The 19,173-nt window shown below is 72.8% G+C and carries 18 protein-coding genes; 7 read left to right on the top strand and 11 right to left on the bottom strand.

Annotated features, from left to right (window positions below):
- Positions 1-29: 29 nt before the first annotated feature.
- From OG534_RS03880 to OG534_RS03870, 3 genes are all read right to left on the bottom strand, one after another.
- The gene (locus tag OG534_RS03880) at positions 30-725 is read right to left on the bottom strand and encodes an alpha/beta hydrolase (protein ID WP_326586654.1); all 696 of its coding nucleotides are present in this window, start codon (positions 723-725) and stop codon (positions 30-32) included.
- A 43-nt stretch (positions 726-768) separates the two neighbouring features.
- Entirely contained in the window at positions 769-3,216 is a 2,448-nt protein-coding gene (locus tag OG534_RS03875) for an excinuclease ABC subunit UvrA (protein WP_326586653.1), read from the bottom strand.
- Between the two features lie 92 nt (positions 3,217-3,308).
- Complete coding sequence (locus OG534_RS03870) at positions 3,309-4,298, bottom strand: LLM class flavin-dependent oxidoreductase (RefSeq protein WP_326586652.1); 990 nt, start codon at positions 4,296-4,298, stop codon at positions 3,309-3,311.
- Positions 4,299-4,374: 76 nt separating this feature from the next.
- Between OG534_RS03870 and OG534_RS03865 the strand changes: the two genes are divergently transcribed.
- Entirely contained in the window at positions 4,375-4,866 is a 492-nt protein-coding gene (locus OG534_RS03865; protein ID WP_326586651.1) for a phosphatase domain-containing protein, read from the top strand.
- An 83-nt stretch (positions 4,867-4,949) separates the two neighbouring features.
- Here OG534_RS03865 and OG534_RS03860 read toward each other — a convergent pair whose 3' ends face one another.
- Positions 4,950-5,165 carry a dodecin gene (locus OG534_RS03860; RefSeq protein WP_326586650.1) on the bottom strand — a complete coding sequence of 72 codons (216 nt, stop codon included), beginning with the start codon at positions 5,163-5,165 and terminating at the stop codon, positions 4,950-4,952.
- A 167-nt stretch (positions 5,166-5,332) separates the two neighbouring features.
- On the opposite strand from OG534_RS03860, the gene OG534_RS03855 reads away from it, so the two are divergent.
- From OG534_RS03855 to OG534_RS03845, 3 genes are all read left to right on the top strand, one after another.
- Positions 5,333-6,595 (top strand): extracellular solute-binding protein, encoded by a 1,263-nt coding sequence (locus OG534_RS03855; protein ID WP_442807029.1) that lies wholly within the window; start codon positions 5,333-5,335, stop codon positions 6,593-6,595.
- A 143-nt stretch (positions 6,596-6,738) separates the two neighbouring features.
- Positions 6,739-7,623: a GNAT family N-acetyltransferase gene (locus tag OG534_RS03850; RefSeq protein ID WP_326586649.1), complete on the top strand. Its 885-nt coding sequence runs from the start codon at positions 6,739-6,741 to the stop codon at positions 7,621-7,623.
- On the top strand, positions 7,620-8,558 hold the full coding sequence (locus OG534_RS03845) for a lysophospholipid acyltransferase family protein (protein ID WP_326586648.1): 939 nt from the start codon (positions 7,620-7,622) through the stop codon (positions 8,556-8,558). The genes OG534_RS03850 and OG534_RS03845 overlap by 4 nt, the downstream gene beginning before the upstream one ends.
- Here OG534_RS03845 and egtD read toward each other — a convergent pair.
- Genes egtD through egtA form a run of 4 tightly spaced genes read right to left on the bottom strand, consistent with a single transcriptional unit; the run spans position 8,441 to position 12,796 of the window.
- Positions 8,441-9,415: an L-histidine N(alpha)-methyltransferase gene (gene egtD, locus OG534_RS03840; protein ID WP_326586647.1), complete on the bottom strand. Its 975-nt coding sequence runs from the start codon at positions 9,413-9,415 to the stop codon at positions 8,441-8,443. The genes OG534_RS03845 and egtD overlap by 118 nt on opposite strands.
- Positions 9,412-10,170, bottom strand: coding sequence for an ergothioneine biosynthesis protein EgtC (gene egtC, locus OG534_RS03835; RefSeq protein ID WP_326586646.1), 759 nt, complete (start codon positions 10,168-10,170; stop codon positions 9,412-9,414). Before egtC ends, egtD begins: the two co-directional genes overlap by 4 nt.
- Positions 10,170-11,480: an ergothioneine biosynthesis protein EgtB gene (gene egtB / locus OG534_RS03830; protein WP_326586645.1), complete on the bottom strand. Its 1,311-nt coding sequence runs from the start codon at positions 11,478-11,480 to the stop codon at positions 10,170-10,172. Before egtB ends, egtC begins: the two co-directional genes overlap by 1 nt.
- The gene (gene egtA, locus OG534_RS03825) at positions 11,477-12,796 is read right to left on the bottom strand and encodes an ergothioneine biosynthesis glutamate--cysteine ligase EgtA (protein WP_326586644.1); all 1,320 of its coding nucleotides are present in this window, start codon (positions 12,794-12,796) and stop codon (positions 11,477-11,479) included. The genes egtB and egtA overlap by 4 nt, the downstream gene beginning before the upstream one ends.
- Before the next feature lie 108 nt (positions 12,797-12,904).
- Here egtA and OG534_RS03820 point away from each other — a divergent pair, with 108 nt between their 5' ends.
- Positions 12,905-13,747 (top strand): TIGR02452 family protein, encoded by an 843-nt coding sequence (locus tag OG534_RS03820; protein WP_326586643.1) that lies wholly within the window; start codon positions 12,905-12,907, stop codon positions 13,745-13,747.
- 101 nt (positions 13,748-13,848) lie between these two features.
- Here the strand turns inward: OG534_RS03820 and OG534_RS03815 are convergent, their stop codons facing one another.
- Together OG534_RS03815 and OG534_RS03810 are read right to left on the bottom strand one after the other, a co-directional pair.
- A complete protein-coding gene (locus tag OG534_RS03815) occupies positions 13,849-15,684 on the bottom strand; it encodes a protein kinase domain-containing protein (protein WP_326586642.1) in 1,836 nt (611 codons plus the stop codon).
- Positions 15,685-15,789: 105 nt separating this feature from the next.
- Positions 15,790-16,254 carry a type II toxin-antitoxin system PemK/MazF family toxin gene (locus OG534_RS03810; RefSeq protein WP_326586641.1) on the bottom strand — a complete coding sequence of 155 codons (465 nt, stop codon included), beginning with the start codon at positions 16,252-16,254 and terminating at the stop codon, positions 15,790-15,792.
- Between the two features lie 77 nt (positions 16,255-16,331).
- Here OG534_RS03810 and OG534_RS38650 point away from each other — a divergent pair.
- Together OG534_RS38650 and OG534_RS03795 are read left to right on the top strand one after the other, a co-directional pair.
- Positions 16,332-17,416 (top strand): IS630 family transposase gene (locus OG534_RS38650; RefSeq protein ID WP_442807010.1). Its coding sequence is split into 2 segments (ribosomal slippage): positions 16,332-16,857 and positions 16,857-17,416, totalling 1,086 coding nucleotides; the frame shifts between segments, so codons are not numbered across the junction.
- Positions 17,417-17,554: 138 nt separating this feature from the next.
- A complete protein-coding gene (locus OG534_RS03795; protein ID WP_326586640.1) occupies positions 17,555-18,370 on the top strand; it encodes a hypothetical protein in 816 nt (271 codons plus the stop codon).
- A 99-nt stretch (positions 18,371-18,469) separates the two neighbouring features.
- Here the strand turns inward: OG534_RS03795 and OG534_RS03790 are convergent, their stop codons facing one another.
- A complete protein-coding gene (locus tag OG534_RS03790; protein ID WP_326586639.1) occupies positions 18,470-19,132 on the bottom strand; it encodes an O-methyltransferase in 663 nt (220 codons plus the stop codon).
- Between the last annotated feature and the right edge of the window lie 41 nt (positions 19,133-19,173).

Genomic DNA, 19,173 nt, shown 5'->3' with positions numbered 1-19,173 from the left:
GGGCGATCAGGGCCGCAGCGAGCGGATCCCTACCCGGTGAGTTCGCCGGCCGCCGTCTCGATGAGGTCGGTGACCGGGCCGGGCTGGGAGGCGAGCGAGGCGTGGCTCGCATCCAGCTCGATGAGCTTGCGGGGGTTCATCCGTTGGGCCATGCGGCGTTCGTTGTCGGGGTGGATCATGCGGTCCTGGGTGGAGACCTGGTACCAGACCGGCTTCTTCCTCCAGGCCGGGGCGGTGACGGCGTCGCCGAACGTCGAGGCCAGCGGCGCCTTCTGGGTCACCGCCATGACCAGGGCCTCGTCCGCGCCCAGGTCCTGGCAGAAGCTCTCGCGGAACTTGTCCTGCTTGATCCACAGGTAGCCGTCGGAGTCGGGGGCGATGTTCTCGAACGCTGCCGGCGGCAGCTCCTGACTGATCTGCCCCGGGCTCTCGCCCGCGTCCGGGGCGAACGCCGCGATGTAGACCAGCCCGGCGACGTTGGGCAGGTCGCCCGCCTCGGTGATCACCGCGCCGCCGTAGGAGTGCCCGACCAGCACGACCGGGCCGTCGACCTGTCGCACCATCTTCCGGGTGCGCTCGGCGTCGTCCGCCAGTGAGGTCAGCGGGTTCTCCACGGCGTGCAGGTCGGTGAAACCGCGCCGGTGGAGCTCGACGATGACGTTCGACCAGTGGGCGGCTCCGCCCCAGAAACCGTGGACCAGGACCACAGCGGGTTTGTCTGCCATGACGGCGTGCCGTTTCGCTCGGGAACACCACCTGCCGTACACGCTAGGCGGACGCCGTTCCGCCCGCGACCGCGACGTCGACGGTGACCGTGTCCAGCGCCCGCGCGAGGTAGTCCGCCGTACGGCTGCCCGGGGTGCGGGCCACCTCCCACGGGGTGCCCTCCGCAACGATCAGCCCGCCCTGCGCGCCGCCGCCCGGCCCCAGGTCGATCACCCAGTCCGCGCCCGCCACCACGTCCATGTCGTGCTCCACGACCACCACCGAGTGCCCGGCGTCCACCAGCCCGTGCAACTGCCGCAGCAGCACCCGCACATCGGCCGGATGCAGTCCGGTCGTCGGCTCGTCCAGCAGGTACAGCGTGGGGTCCCGGCGCAGCCGCTGCAGCTCCGTGGCCAGCTTGATCCGCTGCGCCTCGCCGCCCGACAGCTCGGTGGCCGGCTGCCCCAGCCGCAGGTACCCCAGCCCGATGTCCTCCAGCGCGCGCAGGCTGCGCGCCGCCGCCGGGACCTCCGCGAAGAAGCCGGCTGCGGACTCCACCGTCAGCGCGAGCACCTCCGCGATGTTCAGGCCCGCGTACCGGACCTCCAGGGTCTCGGTGTTGTACCGCGCGCCACCGCACTCGGGGCACGGGGCGTACGTACTGGGCAGGAACAGCAGCTCCACCGAGACGAAGCCCTCGCCCTGGCAGGTCTCGCACCGGCCGCCCGCCACGTTGAAGGAGAACCGGCCCGCCTTCCAGCCGCGCGCCCGGGCCTCCGGGGCCGCCGTGAAGAGCCGGCGCACCACGTCGAACAGCCCCGTGTACGTGGCCAGGTTGGAGCGCGGGGTCCGGCCGATCGGCTTCTGGTCCACCTCCACGAGCCGCCGTACGGGGAAGTCCGGCTCGGCCAGCCGTTCGCCGATCTCCCGGGCCAGCACCTGCCCCACCAGCGTGGACTTCCCCGACCCCGACACCCCGGTCACGGCCGTGAACACCCCGAGCGGGAACCGCGCCTCCAGATCCCGCAGGTTGTTCCGGTCCACACCGCTCAGACGCACCTCCCCGGTCGCCTCGCGCACCGGCCGGGGCGCCGCGGCAGGCTCCCGCGCCGCGAACAGGTGCCGGGCCGTCGCCGATTGCTCGACGCCGGCCAGGGCCTGCGGCGGCCCGCTGTGGAGCACCCGCCCACCGTGCTCCCCGGCCAGCGGTCCCACGTCCACCAGCCAGTCCGCGTGCCGCACCACGTCCAGCTGGTGTTCCACGACGAAGACCGTGTTCCCGGCCTCCTTCAGCCGGTCCAGTACCCCGAGCAGCGCCTCGGTGTCGGCCGGGTGGAGCCCCGCCGACGGCTCGTCCAGGACGTACACCACCCCGAACAGCCCCGACCGCAGCTGCGTCGCCAGCCGCAGCCGCTGCAGCTCGCCCGCGGACAGCGTGGGCGCGGTGCGGTCCAGGCTCAGATAGCCCAGCCCCAGCTCCGTGACGGGACCGATCCGCGAGCGCAGGTCCTCGGCGAGCACCCGCGCGGCCTCCCCGGCCGGAGGCGCGGTGGCGAGTACGCGGTCCAGGTCGCTCAGCGCCATCGCCGCCAGCTCCGAGATCCCGTAGCCGGCGAAGGTCACGGCCAGCGCCTCCGGACGCAGCCGCCGCCCCTCGCACACCGGACACGGCGCATCGGCGAGGAACTTCTCGGCGCGGGCCCGGAGCGTGGCGCTCTTGCTGTCGGCGAAGGTCCGCATCACGTAGCGGTGGGCGCTCATGTACGTGCCCTGGTAAGGCCGTTGGACCCGCTCCGCCTCCCGCACCGGGTGCACGGTCACCACCGGCTGCTCCTCGGTGAACAGGATCCACTTGCGGTCCTTCGCCGGCAGCTCCCGCCAGGGCCGGTCCACGTCGTGGCCGAGCGCATCCAGGATGTCCCGCAGGTTCTTGCCCTGCCAGGCGCCCGGCCAGGCGGCGATCGCCCCTTGACGGATCGACAGCTCAGGTTCGGGAACGAGGAGTTCCTCGCTGGTGTGGTGGATCCGGCCGATCCCGTGGCACGAAGGGCAGGCCCCGGCGGCGGTGTTGGGGGAGAAGGCGTCGGAGTCGAGGCGCTCGGCGCCCGGCGGATAGGTCCCGGCCCGGGAGTACAGCATCCGCAGGGAGTTGGACAGCAGGGTCACCGTGCCGACCGAGGAGCGCGAGCCGGGGGAGGAGCGGCGCTGCTCCAGCGAGACGGCCGGCGGCAGCCCGGTGACGGAGTCCACCTTGGGGGCGCCGATCTGGTGGATCAGGCGGCGGGCGTACGGGGCCACCGACTCGAAGTACCGGCGCTGGGCCTCGGCGTAGAGCGTGCCGAAGGCGAGCGAGCTCTTCCCGGACCCGGAGACCCCGGTGAACACGGTCAGCGCGTCGCGCGGGATGTCCACGTCTACGCCGCGCAGGTTGTGCTCCCGGGCGCCCCGGACCCGCACGTACGGATCCAGGGACGGGCGAGGAGGGGTGGAGGGATCGGCGTCCTGGTGCATTCGTCCTATTTTAGAGGCTCGTCTTCGAGGCCCGTCGTCAGAGGGTCGGCCTCAGAGAGCCGGCCTCGGAGAGCCGCCCCAGAGGCTCGGCTTCACAGGCCCGCGATCCGCGCCAGCCGCGCGTAGGAGTCCAGCAGCGCCTCCCGGTCGTACGTGGAGGTGGTGACCAGCAGTTCGTCCGCGCCGGTCAGCGCCGCCACCTCGGACAGCTCCGCCGCGACCTGCTCCTCGGTGCCGTGGATGTGCCCGCCGAGGGCGCCCTCGTACAGCTCCCGCTCCTTCGGGGTCATCTCCAGGGCCTCGACCTCCGCGGCCGGGCGGAGCGGCGGGAAGCTGCCCCGGGTGCGGGAGTACGCGAGGGACCAGGCCTCCGGAACCAGCAGGCGCCGGGCCTCCTCCGTGCTCGCGGCGACCGCCACCGTCCCGGAGATCACGACGTACGGCCGCGTGCCCCGTACGGAGGGCCGGAACTCCTTGCGGTACGTGTCCACGATCTCGGCGACCCGGCCGCGGGCCCGCAGATCGCCGACCACCACCGGCAGCCCGGCCCGGGCGGCGATCCCGGCCCCCTCGCCGGTGGCCAGCACGTAGGCCGGTATCCGCAGCCCTTCGGCGGGGCGGGCGTGCACCTCGGGGTGGGCCTGCTGGGTGCCGTCGAGCCAGCCCAGCAGCTCGGCCAGCTGCTCCTCGAAGCGGTCGGCGTCCCCCGTGTCGCGGCCCAGCGCCCGCCGGATGCCGTTGGTGAAGCCGACCGAGCGGCCGAGCCCCATGTCGATCCGGCCGGGGAACAGCGACTCCAGGACCCCGAACTGCTCCGCGACCACCAGCGGCTGGTGGTTGGGCAGCATCACGCCGCCCGTGCCGACCCGGATCCGGCGGGTCGCCCCGGCGACCGCGGCGGCCAGCACCGTCGGCGCGGAGCCCGCGACCCCGGGCACGCTGTGGTGCTCGGACACCCAGAAGCGGTGGTAGCCGAGCTCCTCCGCCGTCCGGGCCAGATCCACGGTGTCCCGCAGGGCCTGCGCGGCCGGGTGGCCCTGCCGGGTGCGGGACCGGTCGAGTATCGAGAGTTTTCGGATCACACAGGACTCAACGCCCGGGTGCCGTGAGGATTCCCCGGGCCCGGGGTGATCGCCAGAGGGGCCCTACGCTGGCGGGATGAGCGAGAACACGACGAGGCCGCTGGCCGTCTTCGACATCGACAACACCCTGGCGGACACCGGCCATCGCCAGCACTTCCTGGAGCGCCGTCCCCGGGACTGGGCCGGCTTCTTCGGTGCGGCGCCGGCCGATCCGCCGCTCGGGCGCGGGGTCGCGCTGGCGGTGGAGAGTGCGGCCGACTGCGAGGTGGTGTACCTGACCGGGCGCCCCGAGCGGTGCCGGGTGGACACGGTCGACTGGCTCACCCGGCACGGTCTGCCCGTGGGCCGGCTGTGGATGCGAGGCAACCAGGACCGGCGGCCGGCCCGGACGGCCAAGCTGGAGGTGCTGAAGCGGATCGCCCGCGGCCGGGAGGTGCGGATGCTCGTGGACGACGACGAGCTCGTCTGCCAGGCCGCGCGAGCCGCCGGATTCCGGGTGGTGACGGCCGACTGGGCGGCGGACGCGCCCGAACTCCGGTCGGCCCAGGAGGCCGAGGGCCGGACGTGAGCCCGGCCCGCCCGGGGAGTGGGGGCGGCGGCCGACCGGGGTCGGCGACCGGCCCGGCCGTCGCGTAAGGGCCGGACGGGGGCTCAGTCCTCGCCCTCGAGGCGGAAGCCGACCTTGAGCCCCACCTGGAAGTGGGCGATCTCCCCGTTCTCGATGTGACCGCGCATCTGGATCACCTCGAACCAGTCCAGGTTCCGCAGGCGCTGGCCCGCGCGCGCGATCCCGTTGCGGATGGCCTGATCGATGCCCTCCTGGGAGGTGCCGACGATCTCGGTCACCCGGTACGTGTGGTTGGACATGGGGGTCTCCCGACAGTGGGTGGCTTTTGCCTGGTTCTACGGTGCCCCAGTAAGTCCGGGTCCGCGAACTTTGCGCGAACAGTCCCGAGCGAAAGACCCTTGACCGGTCCATTGGTCTATGCCAATTTCGAGCCATCTGAGATCGAGCTCCCAGAAGGTGAACCCTCTTGAAGATGCGCTTCCTCGCCGTGTGCACCGCCCTCGCGGCCGCGACCGCCCTCACGGGCTGCAGCCAATCGGCCGATCCGGCCGGACGGTCGCAGAAGGTGACGCTCTGGCTCATGAAGGGCAGCGCCTCGGAGGACTTCATCGGCAAGTTCACCGCGGCGTTCGAGCAGGAACACCCCGGCGTCGACCTCGACGTCAAGATCCAGGAGTGGACGGGCATCGGCGACAAGGTCAACGCCGTCCTCGACGGCACGAGCCGGGAGAGCGCCGACGTCATCGAGGTCGGCAACACCCAGGTCGCCCAGTACATCGAGAACGGCGGCATCGAGGAGCTCACCCTCGAAGGCCTGCGCGAGTGGGGCAGCAAGGACTGGCTCAAGGGCCTCGCCGACCCGGGAAGCATCAACGGCGCCCAGTACGGCGTCCCTTGGTATGCCGCCAACCGCGTGGTCATCTACCACAAGGAGCTCTTCGCGGACGCCGGCATCAAGACCCCGCCCAAGAACCGCCAGGAATGGATCCAGGCCACCCAGAAGCTGGACAAGGGCGACCAGGAGGGCATCTACCTCGCGGGCCAGAACTGGTACGTCCTCGCCGGCTTCATCTGGGACGAGGGCGGCGAACTCGCCGTCGAGACCAACGGCAAATGGGTCGGCACCCTCGACGACGAGAAGGCCCTGGCCGGCATGGACTTCTACAAGCAGCTCCAGGCCCTCGGCGACGCCCCCAAGGACGCCGACGAGGAGACGCCCCCGCAGTCCCAGGTCTTCGCCCGCGGCCGGACCGCACAGATCATCGGGACGCCCGGCCAGGCCGCGGAGATCGAGGCGGCCAACCCCGCCCTGAAGGGCAAGCTCGGCTTCTTCCCGATCCCCGGCAAGACCTCCGACAAGGCGGGCGCGGTCTTCACCGGCGGCTCCGACCTGATCATCCCGGAGAAGACCGGGCAGCGGAAGGGCGCCGTGGACGTGATCACGGCCCTGGTCAGCGAGAGATGGCAGACCGAGCTCGCCCGCACGATGAGCTACGTGCCGAACAAGACCACCCTCGCGCACGTCGTCGAGGGCAACGAGGGCGCCACCAACATGGCTCCCGGCGCCGCCCAGGGCCGGGCCACCCCCACCTCCGCCCGCTGGGCCGAGGTCGAGGCGAAGAACCCGATCAAGCCCTTCATGACGGCGGTGCTCACCGGCCGGGACCCCAAGCAGGCGGCGCGGGCGGCCTCCGAGGAGATCGGCAAGGTGCTCAGCTCCGATCGCTGAGCGGGGGCCACCGCCGAGTTCAGCGTCCGCACATCCGAGGGCCGCTGAGCGGTCATGTCGAATCCAGCCGGTCACGGAAGAAGTAAAGGAGCCAGGCCGCGCACCTGCCGACCTGGCCCTCCGTGCCCGGATCAGGAGCCGCCATGACCATCGCACCCCTGTCCCCGTCCCCCCTGCCCTCCCCGTCCCCCCACGCCCCGTCGTCCCTCCACGCCCCGTCCTCCCCCCTGCTCACGCCGTCCGTGGCGCCCGCCGCCTCCCCGCTCCGCGCCCCGGCCCCGGCCGCCGCGCAGGCCCCCGGCCCGCGCTACGCCGTACGCCTCGCCCGCGACGAGGACGAGGTGCGCGCCGCCCAGCGCCTGCGCCACCAGGTCTTCGCCGGCGAGCTCGGCGCGCGCCTCGACGGGCCCGAGCCCGGCCTCGACGCCGACGCCTTCGACGCGTACTGCGACCACCTCCTGGTCATCGACGAGGAGACCGAGCAGGTCGTCGGCACCTACCGGCTGCTGCCCCCGGAGCGCGCCGCCGTCGCCGGCCGCCTCTACTCCGAGGGCGAGTTCGACCTCTCCGCCCTCGCCCCCATCCGCCCGGACCTGGTCGAGGTCGGCCGCTCCTGCGTCCACCCCGACCACCGCAACGGCGCCGTCATCGCCCTGATCTGGGCCGGCCTCGCCCACTACATGGACCGCTCCGGGCACAACTGGCTCGCCGGCTGCTGCTCGATACCGCTCGCCGACGGCGGCGTCCTGGCCGCCGCCACCCGCGAGACCGCCCTGACCCGCAGCCTCGCCCCCGAGGAGTACCGGGTCACCCCCCACATCCCCTGGAGCCCCGAGGGCATCGCCTTCCCCGACCGTATGGAGCTGCCCCCGCTGCTGCGCGGCTACCTCCGCCTCGGCGCCTGGGTCTGCGGCGAGCCCGCCCTCGACGCCGGGTTCGGCTGCGCCGACCTGTACGTACTGCTCTCGCTGCGCCGGACCAACCCGCGCTACCTGAAGCACTTCCGCTCGCTCGTCCCGGGCGCATGAGCGTCTGGCTGCCCACCTCGCCCTGCACCCCCGAGGCCTGCGCCGGCCACCAGGGGAGCACGGCGAGCGTCCCGCGCGCGGTGCTCCGGCTCACCGCCGCCGTCGCCCTGATTCTCTTGGGGATCCTGGGCTCCCCGCCGGTCCGGCTGCTGCCGGAAGGCCCCCGGCACGCGGTGGTACGGGCCTGGTCGGCCGCACTGGTACGCGCCTTCGGCATACGGATCACCGTGCACGGCAGCCCGGGCCCGGCCGGCGGCCGCCTCCTGGTCGCCAACCACATCTCCTGGCTGGACATCCCGCTCGTCGCCGCCGTCCTGCCCTGCCGGATGCTCGCCAAGAGCGACATCCGGTCCTGGCCGGTCCTCGGCCGCCTCGCCGGGCGGGCCGGGACCCTGTTCATCGAGCGCGACCGGATCCGCGCCCTGCCCGCCACCGTCGAGACCATGACCCGCGCGCTGCTGGCCGGGGACCGGGTCACCGTCTACCCCGAGGGCTCCACCTGGTGCGGCCGCGCCCAGGGAACCTTCCGCAGGGCCGCCTTCCAGGCGGCTCTGGACGCGCGCGTCCCCGTACAGCCGGTGCGGCTCGCGTACGTGGGGTGCGACGGGAACCCGGCCGGGGCGCCCGCCTTCGTCGGGGACGACCCCCTGACCGCCTCGCTGTGGCGGATCGCCCGGGCCCGCGGGGTGCGGGCCGAGGTACGGCTGCTGCCGCGGATCCCGCCGGGCCGGTACGCGGACCGGCGGGACCTTGCGGCGGCCGCTCAGAGCGCGATAGCCGCCGCCCCGGGGCCGGCCCCGCTACCCGGCATCCCGGCTCAGCCCGCCATGCCGTCGGCGACCGACAAGGACAGGGCGAACCGGCCCGACGCGTCCGTCCACCACTGGGTCAGCTCCAGCCCCGCCGCCGCCAACTCCTTGCGCACGCCCTCCTGACGGAACTTCGCGGAGACCTCCGTCAGGATCTCCTCACCCGCCGCGAACGGCACCACCAGGTCCAGGGCCCGGATCTTCACCACCACCTCCGACCGGGCCCGCAGTCGCATCTCGATCCACTCCTGCTCCCTGTTCCACACCGCCACGTGGTCGAAGTCGGCGGTGTGGAAGTCCGCGTCCAGCTCGCGGTTGATGACCGCCAGCACGTTCTTGTTGAACTCGGCCGTCACCCCGCGCGCGTCGTCGTACGCCGACACCAGCACGGCCTCGTCCTTCACCAGGTCCGTACCCATCAGCAGCGCGTCCCCGGGCGACAGCATCGCCCGTACGGACGCCAGGAACACCGCACGCTCCGGCGGCAGCAGGTTCCCGATCGTGCCGCCCAGGAACACCACCAGACGCGGCCCGGGGGAGTCAGGCAGCTGCAGGGCCCGGGTGAAATCGGCCAGCAGGGCGTGCACCCGCAGCCCCGGATGGTCCGCGAGCAGCGTGTCGGCCGCCCCCTTGAGCGCGCTCTCGCTCACGTCCACCGGGACGTAGGTGTCCAGCGCGGGCATCGCCTCGATCAGGTGCCGGGTCTTCTCCGAGGAACCGGAACCCAGCTCCACCAGGGTGCGGGCGCCGCTCTCCGAGGCGATCTCCCGCGCCCGCTCCAGCAGGATCTCCCGCTCCGCTCGCGTCGGGTAGTACTCGGGCAACCGGGTGATCTCCTCGAAGAGTTCACTGCCCCGCGCGTCGTAGAACCACTTGGGCGGCAACGCCTTGGGCGTCTGGGTCAGCCCGTGCAGCACGTCTTTGCGCAGCGCGCTCTCCGCGGCGTGCTCGTCGAGGGTCCGGGTCAACTGGAAGCTGGTCACGGGGAGTTCTCCTTGAGCGGGGTCAGGTCGACCCGCGTACGGGTGGCGGTCAGCAGGGTCCGGTCGGGCACTTCGCACCACCGGGGGTCGTCGTCGTATGGCTCGGAGGCCACCACGGTGCGCCGCGTGACCGGGTCGGCCAGGTACCAGAGGGAATCGCCCCAGGCCGTCGCGGCGATGGCGGCGCCGTCCGTCAGCAGCAGGTTCAGCCGGGAGCCGGGCGCCGCCGAGGCCAGGTCCCGGACCGGTTCGGCGAGCGCGGTGCCCAGGTCGTCCCCGGCCCGCAGGCGGTGCAGGACCAGCGCCCAGATCAGCGCCGAATCCGTGCGCGCGGCCAGCCGGAGCAGCTCCGCGGGCGGCAGCTCGGCCGCCAGCGGGGCCGCCGCGCCCGGCCAGTCCCGCACCGAGCCGTTGTGGCTGAACAGCCACGGCCCGTCCGAGAACGGCGCGGCCGCCGCCTCCCCGTCGGCCCCGGGGCGCGTGGCGTCCCGTACGGCGGCCAGCGCGGCCCCGCTGCGCACGACCCGGGTCAGGTCCGCGAAGGTCAGGTCGCTCCAGACCGGCCCGGCCCGCCGGTAGCGGGCGGGCACCGGGTCGCCCTCCGCGTACCAGCCGATGCCGAAACCGTCGGCGTTGACCGTGCCGGACACCTGCCGGCGCGGCTCCCAGGACTGTCGCACCAGCGAGTGCTCCGGCTCGGCCAGCAGCCTCTCCAGCGCCACCACCGGGCCCAGATAGGCGAGATGACGGCACATCAGACGTCCCTCGCGGTCCGGAAGCCGGAGAAGATCTGCCGCCGCACCGGAAGGTCCCAGTTGCGGAAGGTGCCCCGGCAGGCCACGTGGTCCACCGCGAAGGATCCGCCGCGCAGCACCTTGTGCTCCGGGCCGAAGAACACCTCCGAGTACTCCCGGTAGGGGAAGGCCCGGAACCCCGGGTACGGCAGGAAGTCGGAGGCGGTCCACTCCCACACGTCGCCGATCAGCTGGCGCACCCCGAGCGGGGAGGCCCCGGCCGGGTAGCTGCCCGCACGGGCCGGGCGCAGGTGGCGCTGCCCGAGGTTCGCGTGCGCGGGCGTGGGGTCGGCGTCGCCCCACGGGTAGCGGGCCGACCGGCCGGTCGCCGGATCGAACCGGGCCGCCTTCTCCCACTCCGCCTCCGTCGGCAGCCGCCGCCCCGCCCAGCGGGCGTAGGCGTCCGCCTCGTACCAGCTGACGTGCAGCACCGGCTCGTCGTCCGGCACCGGTTCGGTCACCCCGAAGCGGCGGCGCAGCCACTGGCCGGCCTCCTGGCGCCAGAACAGGGGGGCCGCGATCGCGTGCTCGCGGATCTGCTCCCAGCCCGCCGCCGCCCACCAGCGCGGCTCGCGGTAGCCGCCGTCGGCGATGAACGCGCGGTACGCCGCATTGGTCACCGGCACCGTGTCGATCCAGAACGGCGCGAGGTCCCGGACGTGGGCCGGCCGCTCGTTGTCCAGCGACCACGGCTCGGCGGAGGTGCCCATCGTGAACGGGCCCGCCGGGACGAGGACTTCGGCGACGAGCGGGGGATCGTACGGGGGATCGGGATCCGGGGCGGTCAGCACGGGCCCGCCCCGCCGGAGCTGATGGGTGATCAGCATCGTCTCGTCGTGCTGCTGTTCGTGCTGGGCGATCATCCCGAAGACGTAGCCGGAGTCCAGCAGCGCCGTCCCCTCCAGCGGGGTGCGCTCCAGCAGGTCGAAGACCCGGCCGCGCACCTCGGCCGCGTACGTGCGGGCCTCCGCCGGTCCCAGCAGGGGCAGCTTCGGCCGCTCGGCGCGGGGATGCTCGAACGCGTCGTAGAGCGGGTCGATCTCGGGGCGCATGGACTCGCGCCCCGCGACGTTGCGCAGGAGCCAGAGCTCCTCCATGTTCCCGATGTGCGCCAGGTCCCACACGAGCGGGGACATCAGGGGTGAGTGCTGGGCGGTCAGGTCCGCGTCGGTCACGGCGTCGGTGAGCGTGGCCGTGCGCACGCGCGCGGCGGCCAGGGCGGCGGCGGCCCGCTCCCGCAGGGCTTCGGTGGAAGACGTGGGCGTGGTCACCGGCGGGCCTCCTTCACGGCGTACGGTCGCAGGGCGCCGTCGTCGGCCGGGCAGCGGCCGCGCAGGACGAAACGCTCGGTGAAGGCGCCCACCGTCTCCTGGACGTGCGGGCTCGCGCCCAGCCGGGGCAGGGCCTCGACCGCGGCCAGGAAGCAGGCCGTCGCGGCCGTCCGCAGCTCGGGATCGGCCAGACCGTGCCGGGCGGCGGTCCGCCAGAGCGGATTGCGGGGCGCGGGCTGCGGGCCGTGCGCGTCGGCCAGGGCCTTGGTGACCCGGTACGCGGTCTCGGTGGCCTCCGGGTCGTCGAACAGCGCGTGCACCACGGCCACCGGGACCAGCCAGCCGTCGTCACCGGGCTGCGCGTCGATCATCCGCAGCTCCAGGTGGCCGCGCGGCCGGACCGGCGGGAACAGCGTGGTCAGGTGGTAGTCGAGGTCCTCGGCGGTGGGCGGCCGCAGCGCGGGGTGGCCGCCCGTGCGCAGCCAGTCGCGGAAGGTCGTGCCGCGCGGGATCTCCCACGGCGGTTCGCCGTCGTAGGACCGGATGCACATGACCTCGGTGTCCAGCGCCCGCCGCGTCCAGCCGGCCCGCGGCTCCGCGTCCGGCGGCGGGGCGAGCGCGCGCCGGCTGTCCAGGTCGCTCCAGATCCCCTGGCGGGCGCAGCGCCAGCCGGCGTACGGACCCTCGTGCGCGGGGGAGTTGGCGAAGGCGGCCACCAGGACCGCGCCCAGCAGGTGCGCGAGGCGCCAGCGCCGGCCGTGCCCGAGCACGCCCGGCTCCTCGTACCCGGCGTCCACGCAGACCTGCACGGAGGCGGAGGCGCACATCATGGCGCGTCCGGCCGGGCCGGTACGGTCGAAGTAGGCCTCCATCGCGTCGTAGCGCGGGCTGTGCAGCAGCCGGCGGTACGGGCGGCGGGGATCGCGGCCGAGGCCGCGCAGGACCACTCCCTGCGCCAGCAGGGCGGCGCGTACGGCGGTGAGGTCGGCGTGCAGGTCGTCCACGCACTCCGTGAGGGAGGAGGCGGGGTCGGAGCTGAGCTCCAGCTGGCCGCCGGGTTCGACGGTCACCCGGGAGTTCAGGGGCAGGGCGCGGGCGGCGGTGTGGGCGGCGCGCAGCCGCTCGGGGGACAGGGGCTGTCCGGGCCGCTCGGCGTCCAGGAGGATCCATTCGAGCTCGGCGCCTATGAGCCGGGGCGGGCCGGTCTTGAAACAGATCCCGTGGATCAGGTGCTCCGCCTCGGTCTCGCTGATCGAGGGGGAGGGGGCGGGATCGGGCGCGGGTGGGGGCGGGGGAACGGGTGAGTCCTGGGGCATGACCGGGTCCTCGTCTCCTGTCGTCGGCCGTGACATCACCCGTGCCTACCCGTCCCTCGGGCAACAATTCCTTTGCCGCTGACTGGTCGGGATGCGCACGATGGCGGCGTGAGCAGCAGATTGCGCGAGATCGCTCGGGAGAACTCCGAGATCCTGGCGGCCGGCGGCTACCGGACGCGGTCGGGGCGGCAGGTCGCCCTTGCCGCCGCCCTGGTGGAAGCCAAGGCGGGAACCAGGATATATGGACCAAACCAGGTCATTCCAGATGAAAAGCTCGCCGGTGGGGGCGACGGGACCGCTGTCGAGGTCACGGGGGAGAGCAGCACGGTCGCCGCCCGCAGACTCGCGACGGACCCCGCGGCCGGCCCCGAAGGGGTCCCGGTGGCGGTGCTGAACTTCGCCTCGGCCCGAAATCCCGGGGGCGGATACGTCCGCGGGGCCAAGGCCCAGGAGGAGGCGCTGTGCCGCGCCTCGGCGCTGTACGAGACCCTCCTGGAGGCCCCGGAGTACTACGAGGCCCACCGCGCGGAACGCAGCACCTTCTACACCGACCGGGTGATTCACTCACCCGCGGTCCCGGTGTTCCGCGACGACCGGGGTGAGCTGCTGGAGACCCCGTTCCGGGCCGGCTTCCTCACCTCTCCGGCGCCGAACGCGGGCACGATCCGCCGGCAGGAGCCGGAGCGGGTCGCCGAGATCCCGGGGGCGCTGGTCCGGCGCGCGGAGCTCGTCCTGGAGGTGGCGGCGCTGCACGGGTACCGGCGGCTGGTGCTGGGGGCGTGGGGCTGCGGGGTGTTCCAGAACGACCCGGCGGAGGTGGCGGAGGCCTTCCGGGGCCTGCTGGCGGGCCGCTTCGCGGGGGTGTTCGAGCGGGTGGTGTTCGGGGTGCTGGACCGCAAGCCCGAGACCCGCGAGGCCTTCGAGCGCGCCTTCGCGGGTTTCGGGACGTAGGAGCCCTCTTAAGGATCTGCGGATCTGCGGATCTGCGGATCTGCGGATGTACGGATCCGTGGACCGTGGATCTGCGGGTCAGGGATCCCCGGATCCAGGGATCAGCTCTTGACGGCGTTGCGCCAGACCGTCACGTCCAAGGTCATGTACTTGCTGGGCGACCCCTCGGGCGAGAAGCCCTGCACCGTCACGAGCCCCATGTGCCCGCTGCCCGTGGTGACGCAGATCTGGCGGCCCTTCGAGATCTTGTTCAGGTAGAGGTTCTTCGTGAACCGCGTATCGGCGCGGCAGGCGGCGAGGGACCCCTCCTGGCCGGGGTCGAGCAGGACCAGGTTTCCGGCCGAGGTCTCCGCGTCGAGGTATCCGCCGGTGTCGTAGGAGAGTTCGTACCCTCCGTCCTCGCCCTGCTGGGGCCGCAGGTCCTCGTCACCGAGGGTCAGGTGGTAGCCGGCCGTGAGGTTGATGCCCTTGTGATCGGTGGGCGTCGGATCGGCCTTGGGGTTCTGCTTCGCGTCGCCCGACGCACCCCCGCCGGCCTTGTCCTTGCCCTGCGACGACCCGCTGCCCTGCGCCTGCCCCTCCTTGTCCTTGAGCAGGTTGTACGCGGCGCCGCTGCCGACGAGGGCGAGCACCACCGCGACCACCACCAGGATCGAACTCCGCCGGCTCTGGTTCCCCGGAGGCTGGGCCGCCGGCTGCCCGGGCCATCCCGGGTACGGCTGCGGCCTCGGCGGCTGCATGGCCTGCGGAGGCTGCATGACGTGCTGCGGCTGCGCCGGGAACTGGGTCGGGGCGTAGTGGTGGGCCTGTGCGGGCGAAGATGCGGGCGGGGGCGTCGGGTACGGCTGCCGGGGCTGCGTCTGGGGCTGGGGCGCCGGCTGGGCGGACGGCTGGGGGGACGGCTGGGGAGGCCCGTACCCCGGGGGCGGCGTGGCCGGGGCCACCGGAGTGGTGGGCGAGTACGCCGCCACGGCCGGGGCGACGGTGGGCGGCGGCGGCGTCTGGACCGGCGCGGGGGCGGCCGCGCGCACGGTGATGTCGGCGGCGACCGGGGCCGGCAGCCAGTCCTCGGGGCGGCGCAGCACGGTCTCCGCGTTCGCCGCCTGGCAGAGCGCGATGACCTCGGCGAGGGACGGCCTGGCCTCGGGGTCCTTGGCGAGGCAGCGGGTCACCAGTTCGGTCAGCCGCTCCGGGATCCCGCTGAGGTCGGGCTCCTCGTGGACGATCCGGTAGAGCACGCCGTGCGAGGTGCCCTCGCCGAACGCCGGGCTTCCGGTGCACGCGTACGCGGCCACCTGGCCGAGGGCGAAGATGTCGGTCGCCGCGGTCACCCTGCGGCCCGCGGCCTGCTCCGGGGCCATGAAGGAGGGCGTGCCGATGGTCACCCCGCTGCCGGTGAGCGAGGTCGCGTCGGCGGCGTAGGCGATGCCGAAGTCGATGACGCGGGGCCCGTCGGCGGCGAGCAGCACGTTGGACGGCTTGAGGTCGCGGTGCACGATGCCCGCGCCGTGGATCACGTGGAGGGCCTCGGCCATGCCCGCGATCAGCAGCAGCACCGCGTCGACGGGCAGGGCCCCGTGCGCGACCACCGCGTCGGCCAGCGAGGGGCCCGGCACGTACGCGGTGGCCAGCCAGGGCTGCGCGCCGTCGGTGTCCGCGTCGATGACGGGAGCGGTGAACAGGCCCTGCACCCGCTGCGCGGACTGCACCTCCTGGGCGAACCGGCGGCGGAACTCGGCGTCCTCGCCGAACTCGGGGCGGATCACCTTGATGGCGACGGGTCGGCCGCCGGGGGTGTACGACAGGTAGACCTTGCCCATGCCGCCCGCGCCGAGCTTGGCGGCAAGCCGGTATCCGGCGATGGTGGTCGGGTCGTCTCCCGCCAGTGGCTGGAAGACGTGGGGTGAAGCGCCCCGGCCCGGCTGCTGACCACTCATCAACTCATGTCTCCCGCGCAGATCTCTCGTGTCGACCGGCACCCTACCCAACGACGGGCCGCCACCTCGCAGGCGCTCAAGGGGCGGCCGTACCGGAAGACGCTGCTACTGCCAGCCGTAGCGCTCGCGCAGCCGGTCGACCACCAGCCCGAAGCGCCCCCGGGCCAGTGCGCAGGCCTCGCGCCGCATCCCCGACTCGTGGACCCGCAGCACCCGGTCGACGTCCACCCAGGACTCCCGGCCCGCGCTGTCCCAGGGGCCCGTCCCGATCGGCACCCACTCCCGGTCGTGGTCGTGCCGCTTGCTGGACAGCTGTACGGCGAGCAGGGTCCGCCCGCCCGCCTCCCGGGCCACGACCAGCACCGGACGGTCCTTGCCGCGGCCGTCGTTCTCCTCGAAGGGGACCCAGGTCCACACGATCTCGCCGGGGTCGGGGTCCCCGTCGGGGTCGGGCGCGTACTCGGTCCGCACCGGCCCGATGGCGCGGGGATCGGCCTCGGTGGTCGCGGTGGCGCCGTCGCGGCCGGGCTGGTCGGCGTGACCGTTGCTGTGGTGTGAAAGTGCCGTCATTCGGGCGAGATTACTGACCTTGAAGTTGTCTTGTCGTAGGTGCTGACGGTTGGTGATCGTCGCGGTATGCCGGGTGTATGAGGTATCCGCAGGGTGGGGGTCTGACCGCGGAGAGGCAAGCGTTCCGTGAGCGGGTCCGGATGGAAGCGGTCGCGATGTTCGCCGATGGGCGGGGCAGTACGGAGGTCGCGAAGGAGTTACGGGTCAGCGTGCGATCGGTTCAGCGGTGGCGTCGTGCTTGGCTCGAGGCCGGCCAGAGCGGGGTCCGTTCTCAAGGCCCGGCGTCCCGGCCGAAGCTGAGTGACGCGTTGTTCGCCGTGCTCGAGGAGGAGCTGGCGAAGGGTCCGGTCGCGCATGGCTGGTCTGATCAGAGATGGACGCTGGCCAGAATCAAGACGTTGATCGGCTGGCGGTTCCACAAGTCCATGACGCTTTCGGGTATCTCGCAGATGCTGCGGAGGCACGGCTGGAGCCATCAGGTTCCGGCTCGTCGGGCCGTCGAGCGTGACGAGCCGGCGGTGGCCGGCTGGGTGAAGGACGTGTGGTCGCACGTGGAACCACCGCGGCGGCGCTCGGGGCCTGGATCGTCTTCGAAGACGAAGCCGGATTCTCGATGACGCCGCCGACCTCCCGCACCTGGGCCCGACGCGGAACCACACCGGTCATCCGGGTCCGTGGACGATCCCAGCGTCGCTTCTCCATCGCAGCCCTGTGCTGCTACAAACCCGGCGAACGCTCCCGCCTCGTCTACCGGCCCAAACGGCATACCGATCACAAGAGCGGAGGCCGCAAGAGCTTTGCCTGGACCGAGTACCGCGACCTTCTCATCGCCGCCCACCAGCAGCTCGGCGGACCGATCGTCCTCGTATGGGACAACCTCAACGTCCACAAAGACCGCCGCATGCGGGCCTTCATCGAGGAGCACGACTGGATCACCGCCTACCATCTGCCGCCCTACGCACCCGACCTCAACCCTGTCGAAGGCATATGGTCCATCCTCCGCAGGACCAGCCAGGCGAACACCGTCTTCACCGACCCCGACCACCTCATGCGCCGGCTACGACACGGCCTACGCCAGATCCAATACCGCAGCGACATCATCGACGGATGTCTCACCGGCACCGGACTCACCCTGACGACACCACGACTACAAGGTCAGTAGTGGGTCGCGCGCCGCGGGCGAGTGAGCCCGTGCACAAGGGCGCCCGGGGTGAGCCGTGTTGCGCGCAGGGCGCCGCCGGTCCAGGTGAAGGGGGTGTGAGGGCTTTGCGGGCGTGGCGTGCGTACGTAGGATCCGGCCATGTCGATCACGCCTTCGATACCCATTCTCCGGGGCAGCCGTGGCAGCGATCTCCGCGTCACGGGCGAGGAGTTGATCCTGCGCCGAGCGCGCCAGGAGTACCGCATCCCCTTCGCGGCCGTCGCGCTGGTCCACGCGGAGCGGCGGGCGGTCGAGGTGAGGCTCACGGCGCCCGCCGGGACCGCACCGACCGTCTATCGGATCGAGAACGTCAGCGAGGCGGCCGCCAGAGCCTTCGCCCGGGCGGTGAGCGCCGTGCTGCCGCCGGCCGCCGAGGGCGCCGCCGCGGTCGACGGCTCCACCCTCGTCACCACGCACGCCGCCGAGCGCGCGTCCGAGACTCCGAGGGAGGCGTTCGGGCGACGGGTCAGGCGGTTCGCCTGGGGCTCCGTCCTGGCGGTGGTCGTGATGAGCGTGGTCGTCTCGGTCGCCGTGCACCCCGTCATGATGATTTTCGTCTGGATCTCTGGCGCCGTCGCCTTCCCGTTCGCGGGCGCCGCCGTGTTGCTGACCCCGTCGGTCGTCGAACGCTGGCGCCTGCCCCGGCACGGCATCACGGTGATCGCGGACTACGCCCACAGCGCCGCCGAACCGAGCCTCTACCTGTACGGGGACCTGGACGGGAACACGCGGACGTACCACGACACGAGCGGCAGCCTCCGTATCGAGATCAGCTTCGACCCGAGTGATCCAGGCACGGTCGTTCGCGCCGACGGCAGGGGGCGCTGGTGGCAGACGATCCTCCTCCTGGTCACGGCGGGCATCGCCCTGATCGCCCTGATCGGGTTCCTCGCGACCCCCTTCATGGACGTATAGCGGCTCCTGACGGCGTGGCAGAGGGATTCGGCGGGCGCGGGCGGAGTGGAGGGGAAGGCGGGGCTTCCGCGCTCCGCGTCCGTCACCCTCGCGGCGCCGTCAGTCCGTGACCAGGGCCATGACGAAGCCGTCGTAGCCCTTGCCGCCGACGGTCTGCAGGGCGGTGGCGGTGAGCCGGGGGTGTTCGGCGATGAGCTCGGTGAAGCGGCGCACGCCCTGGACGCGGGGGTCGGAGCTGGCGGGATCGACCACGGCGCCGTCGCGGACGACGTTGTCGCCGATGATGACGCTGCCGGGGCGGGTGAGCTTGAGGGCCCATGCCAGGTACTCGGGATTCGACGGCTTGTCGGCGTCGATGAACACCAGGTCGAAGGGGGCGAGGCCGGTCAGCCCCGGGAGCAGGTCGACGGCCCTGCCGCGGCGGATGTCGACCAGGTGGTCCAGTCCGGCGCGGGCGATGTTGGCGGCGGCGATGTCGGCGCACCGCTCGTCGACCTCCAGCGTGACCAGCCGCCCGTCCTCGGGGAGGGCCCGGGCGAGCCAGATGGTGCTGTAGCCGCCCAGGGTGCCGATCTCCAGCACGGTACGGGCGCCCCTGATCCGGGCCAGGAGGTGGAGCAGCTTGCCCTGGTTGGGGGCGACCTGATGGGCCGGCAGCCCGGCCGCCGCGCTGTCCGACGCGGCGGCCGTCAGGGCCTCGTCCTCGTCGACCAACAACCCGTCGAAGTACGCGTCGACCGCCGTCCACGTCTGCTGAGTCATGGGCTTCCCCTCTGATTGCGTCCGTTCCCAAAGGGAACCTA

The organism is Streptomyces sp. NBC_01294 (assembly GCF_035917235.1).
GTDB lineage: Bacteria > Actinomycetota > Actinomycetes > Streptomycetales > Streptomycetaceae > Streptomyces > Streptomyces caledonius.
This window is presented reverse-complemented; position numbering and strand designations above follow the sequence as displayed.

Coding starts and splice junctions, on each gene's coding strand:
- OG534_RS03880 (WP_326586654.1), bottom strand. CDS start 725: ATGGCAGACAAACCCGCTGTGGTCCTGGTCCACGGTTTCTGGGGCGGA.
- OG534_RS03875 (WP_326586653.1), bottom strand. CDS start 3,216: ATGCACCAGGACGCCGATCCCTCCACCCCTCCTCGCCCGTCCCTGGAT.
- OG534_RS03865 (WP_326586651.1), top strand. CDS start 4,375: ATGAGCGAGAACACGACGAGGCCGCTGGCCGTCTTCGACATCGACAAC.
- OG534_RS03860 (WP_326586650.1), bottom strand. CDS start 5,165: ATGTCCAACCACACGTACCGGGTGACCGAGATCGTCGGCACCTCCCAG.
- OG534_RS03850 (WP_326586649.1), top strand. CDS start 6,739: ATGACCATCGCACCCCTGTCCCCGTCCCCCCTGCCCTCCCCGTCCCCC.
- OG534_RS03845 (WP_326586648.1), top strand. CDS start 7,620: ATGAGCGTCTGGCTGCCCACCTCGCCCTGCACCCCCGAGGCCTGCGCC.
- egtC (WP_326586646.1), bottom strand. CDS start 10,170: ATGTGCCGTCATCTCGCCTATCTGGGCCCGGTGGTGGCGCTGGAGAGG.
- egtA (WP_326586644.1), bottom strand. CDS start 12,796: ATGCCCCAGGACTCACCCGTTCCCCCGCCCCCACCCGCGCCCGATCCC.
- OG534_RS03815 (WP_326586642.1), bottom strand. CDS start 15,684: ATGAGTGGTCAGCAGCCGGGCCGGGGCGCTTCACCCCACGTCTTCCAG.
- OG534_RS03810 (WP_326586641.1), bottom strand. CDS start 16,254: ATGACGGCACTTTCACACCACAGCAACGGTCACGCCGACCAGCCCGGC.
- OG534_RS03795 (WP_326586640.1), top strand. CDS start 17,555: ATGTCGATCACGCCTTCGATACCCATTCTCCGGGGCAGCCGTGGCAGC.
- OG534_RS03790 (WP_326586639.1), bottom strand. CDS start 19,132: ATGACTCAGCAGACGTGGACGGCGGTCGACGCGTACTTCGACGGGTTG.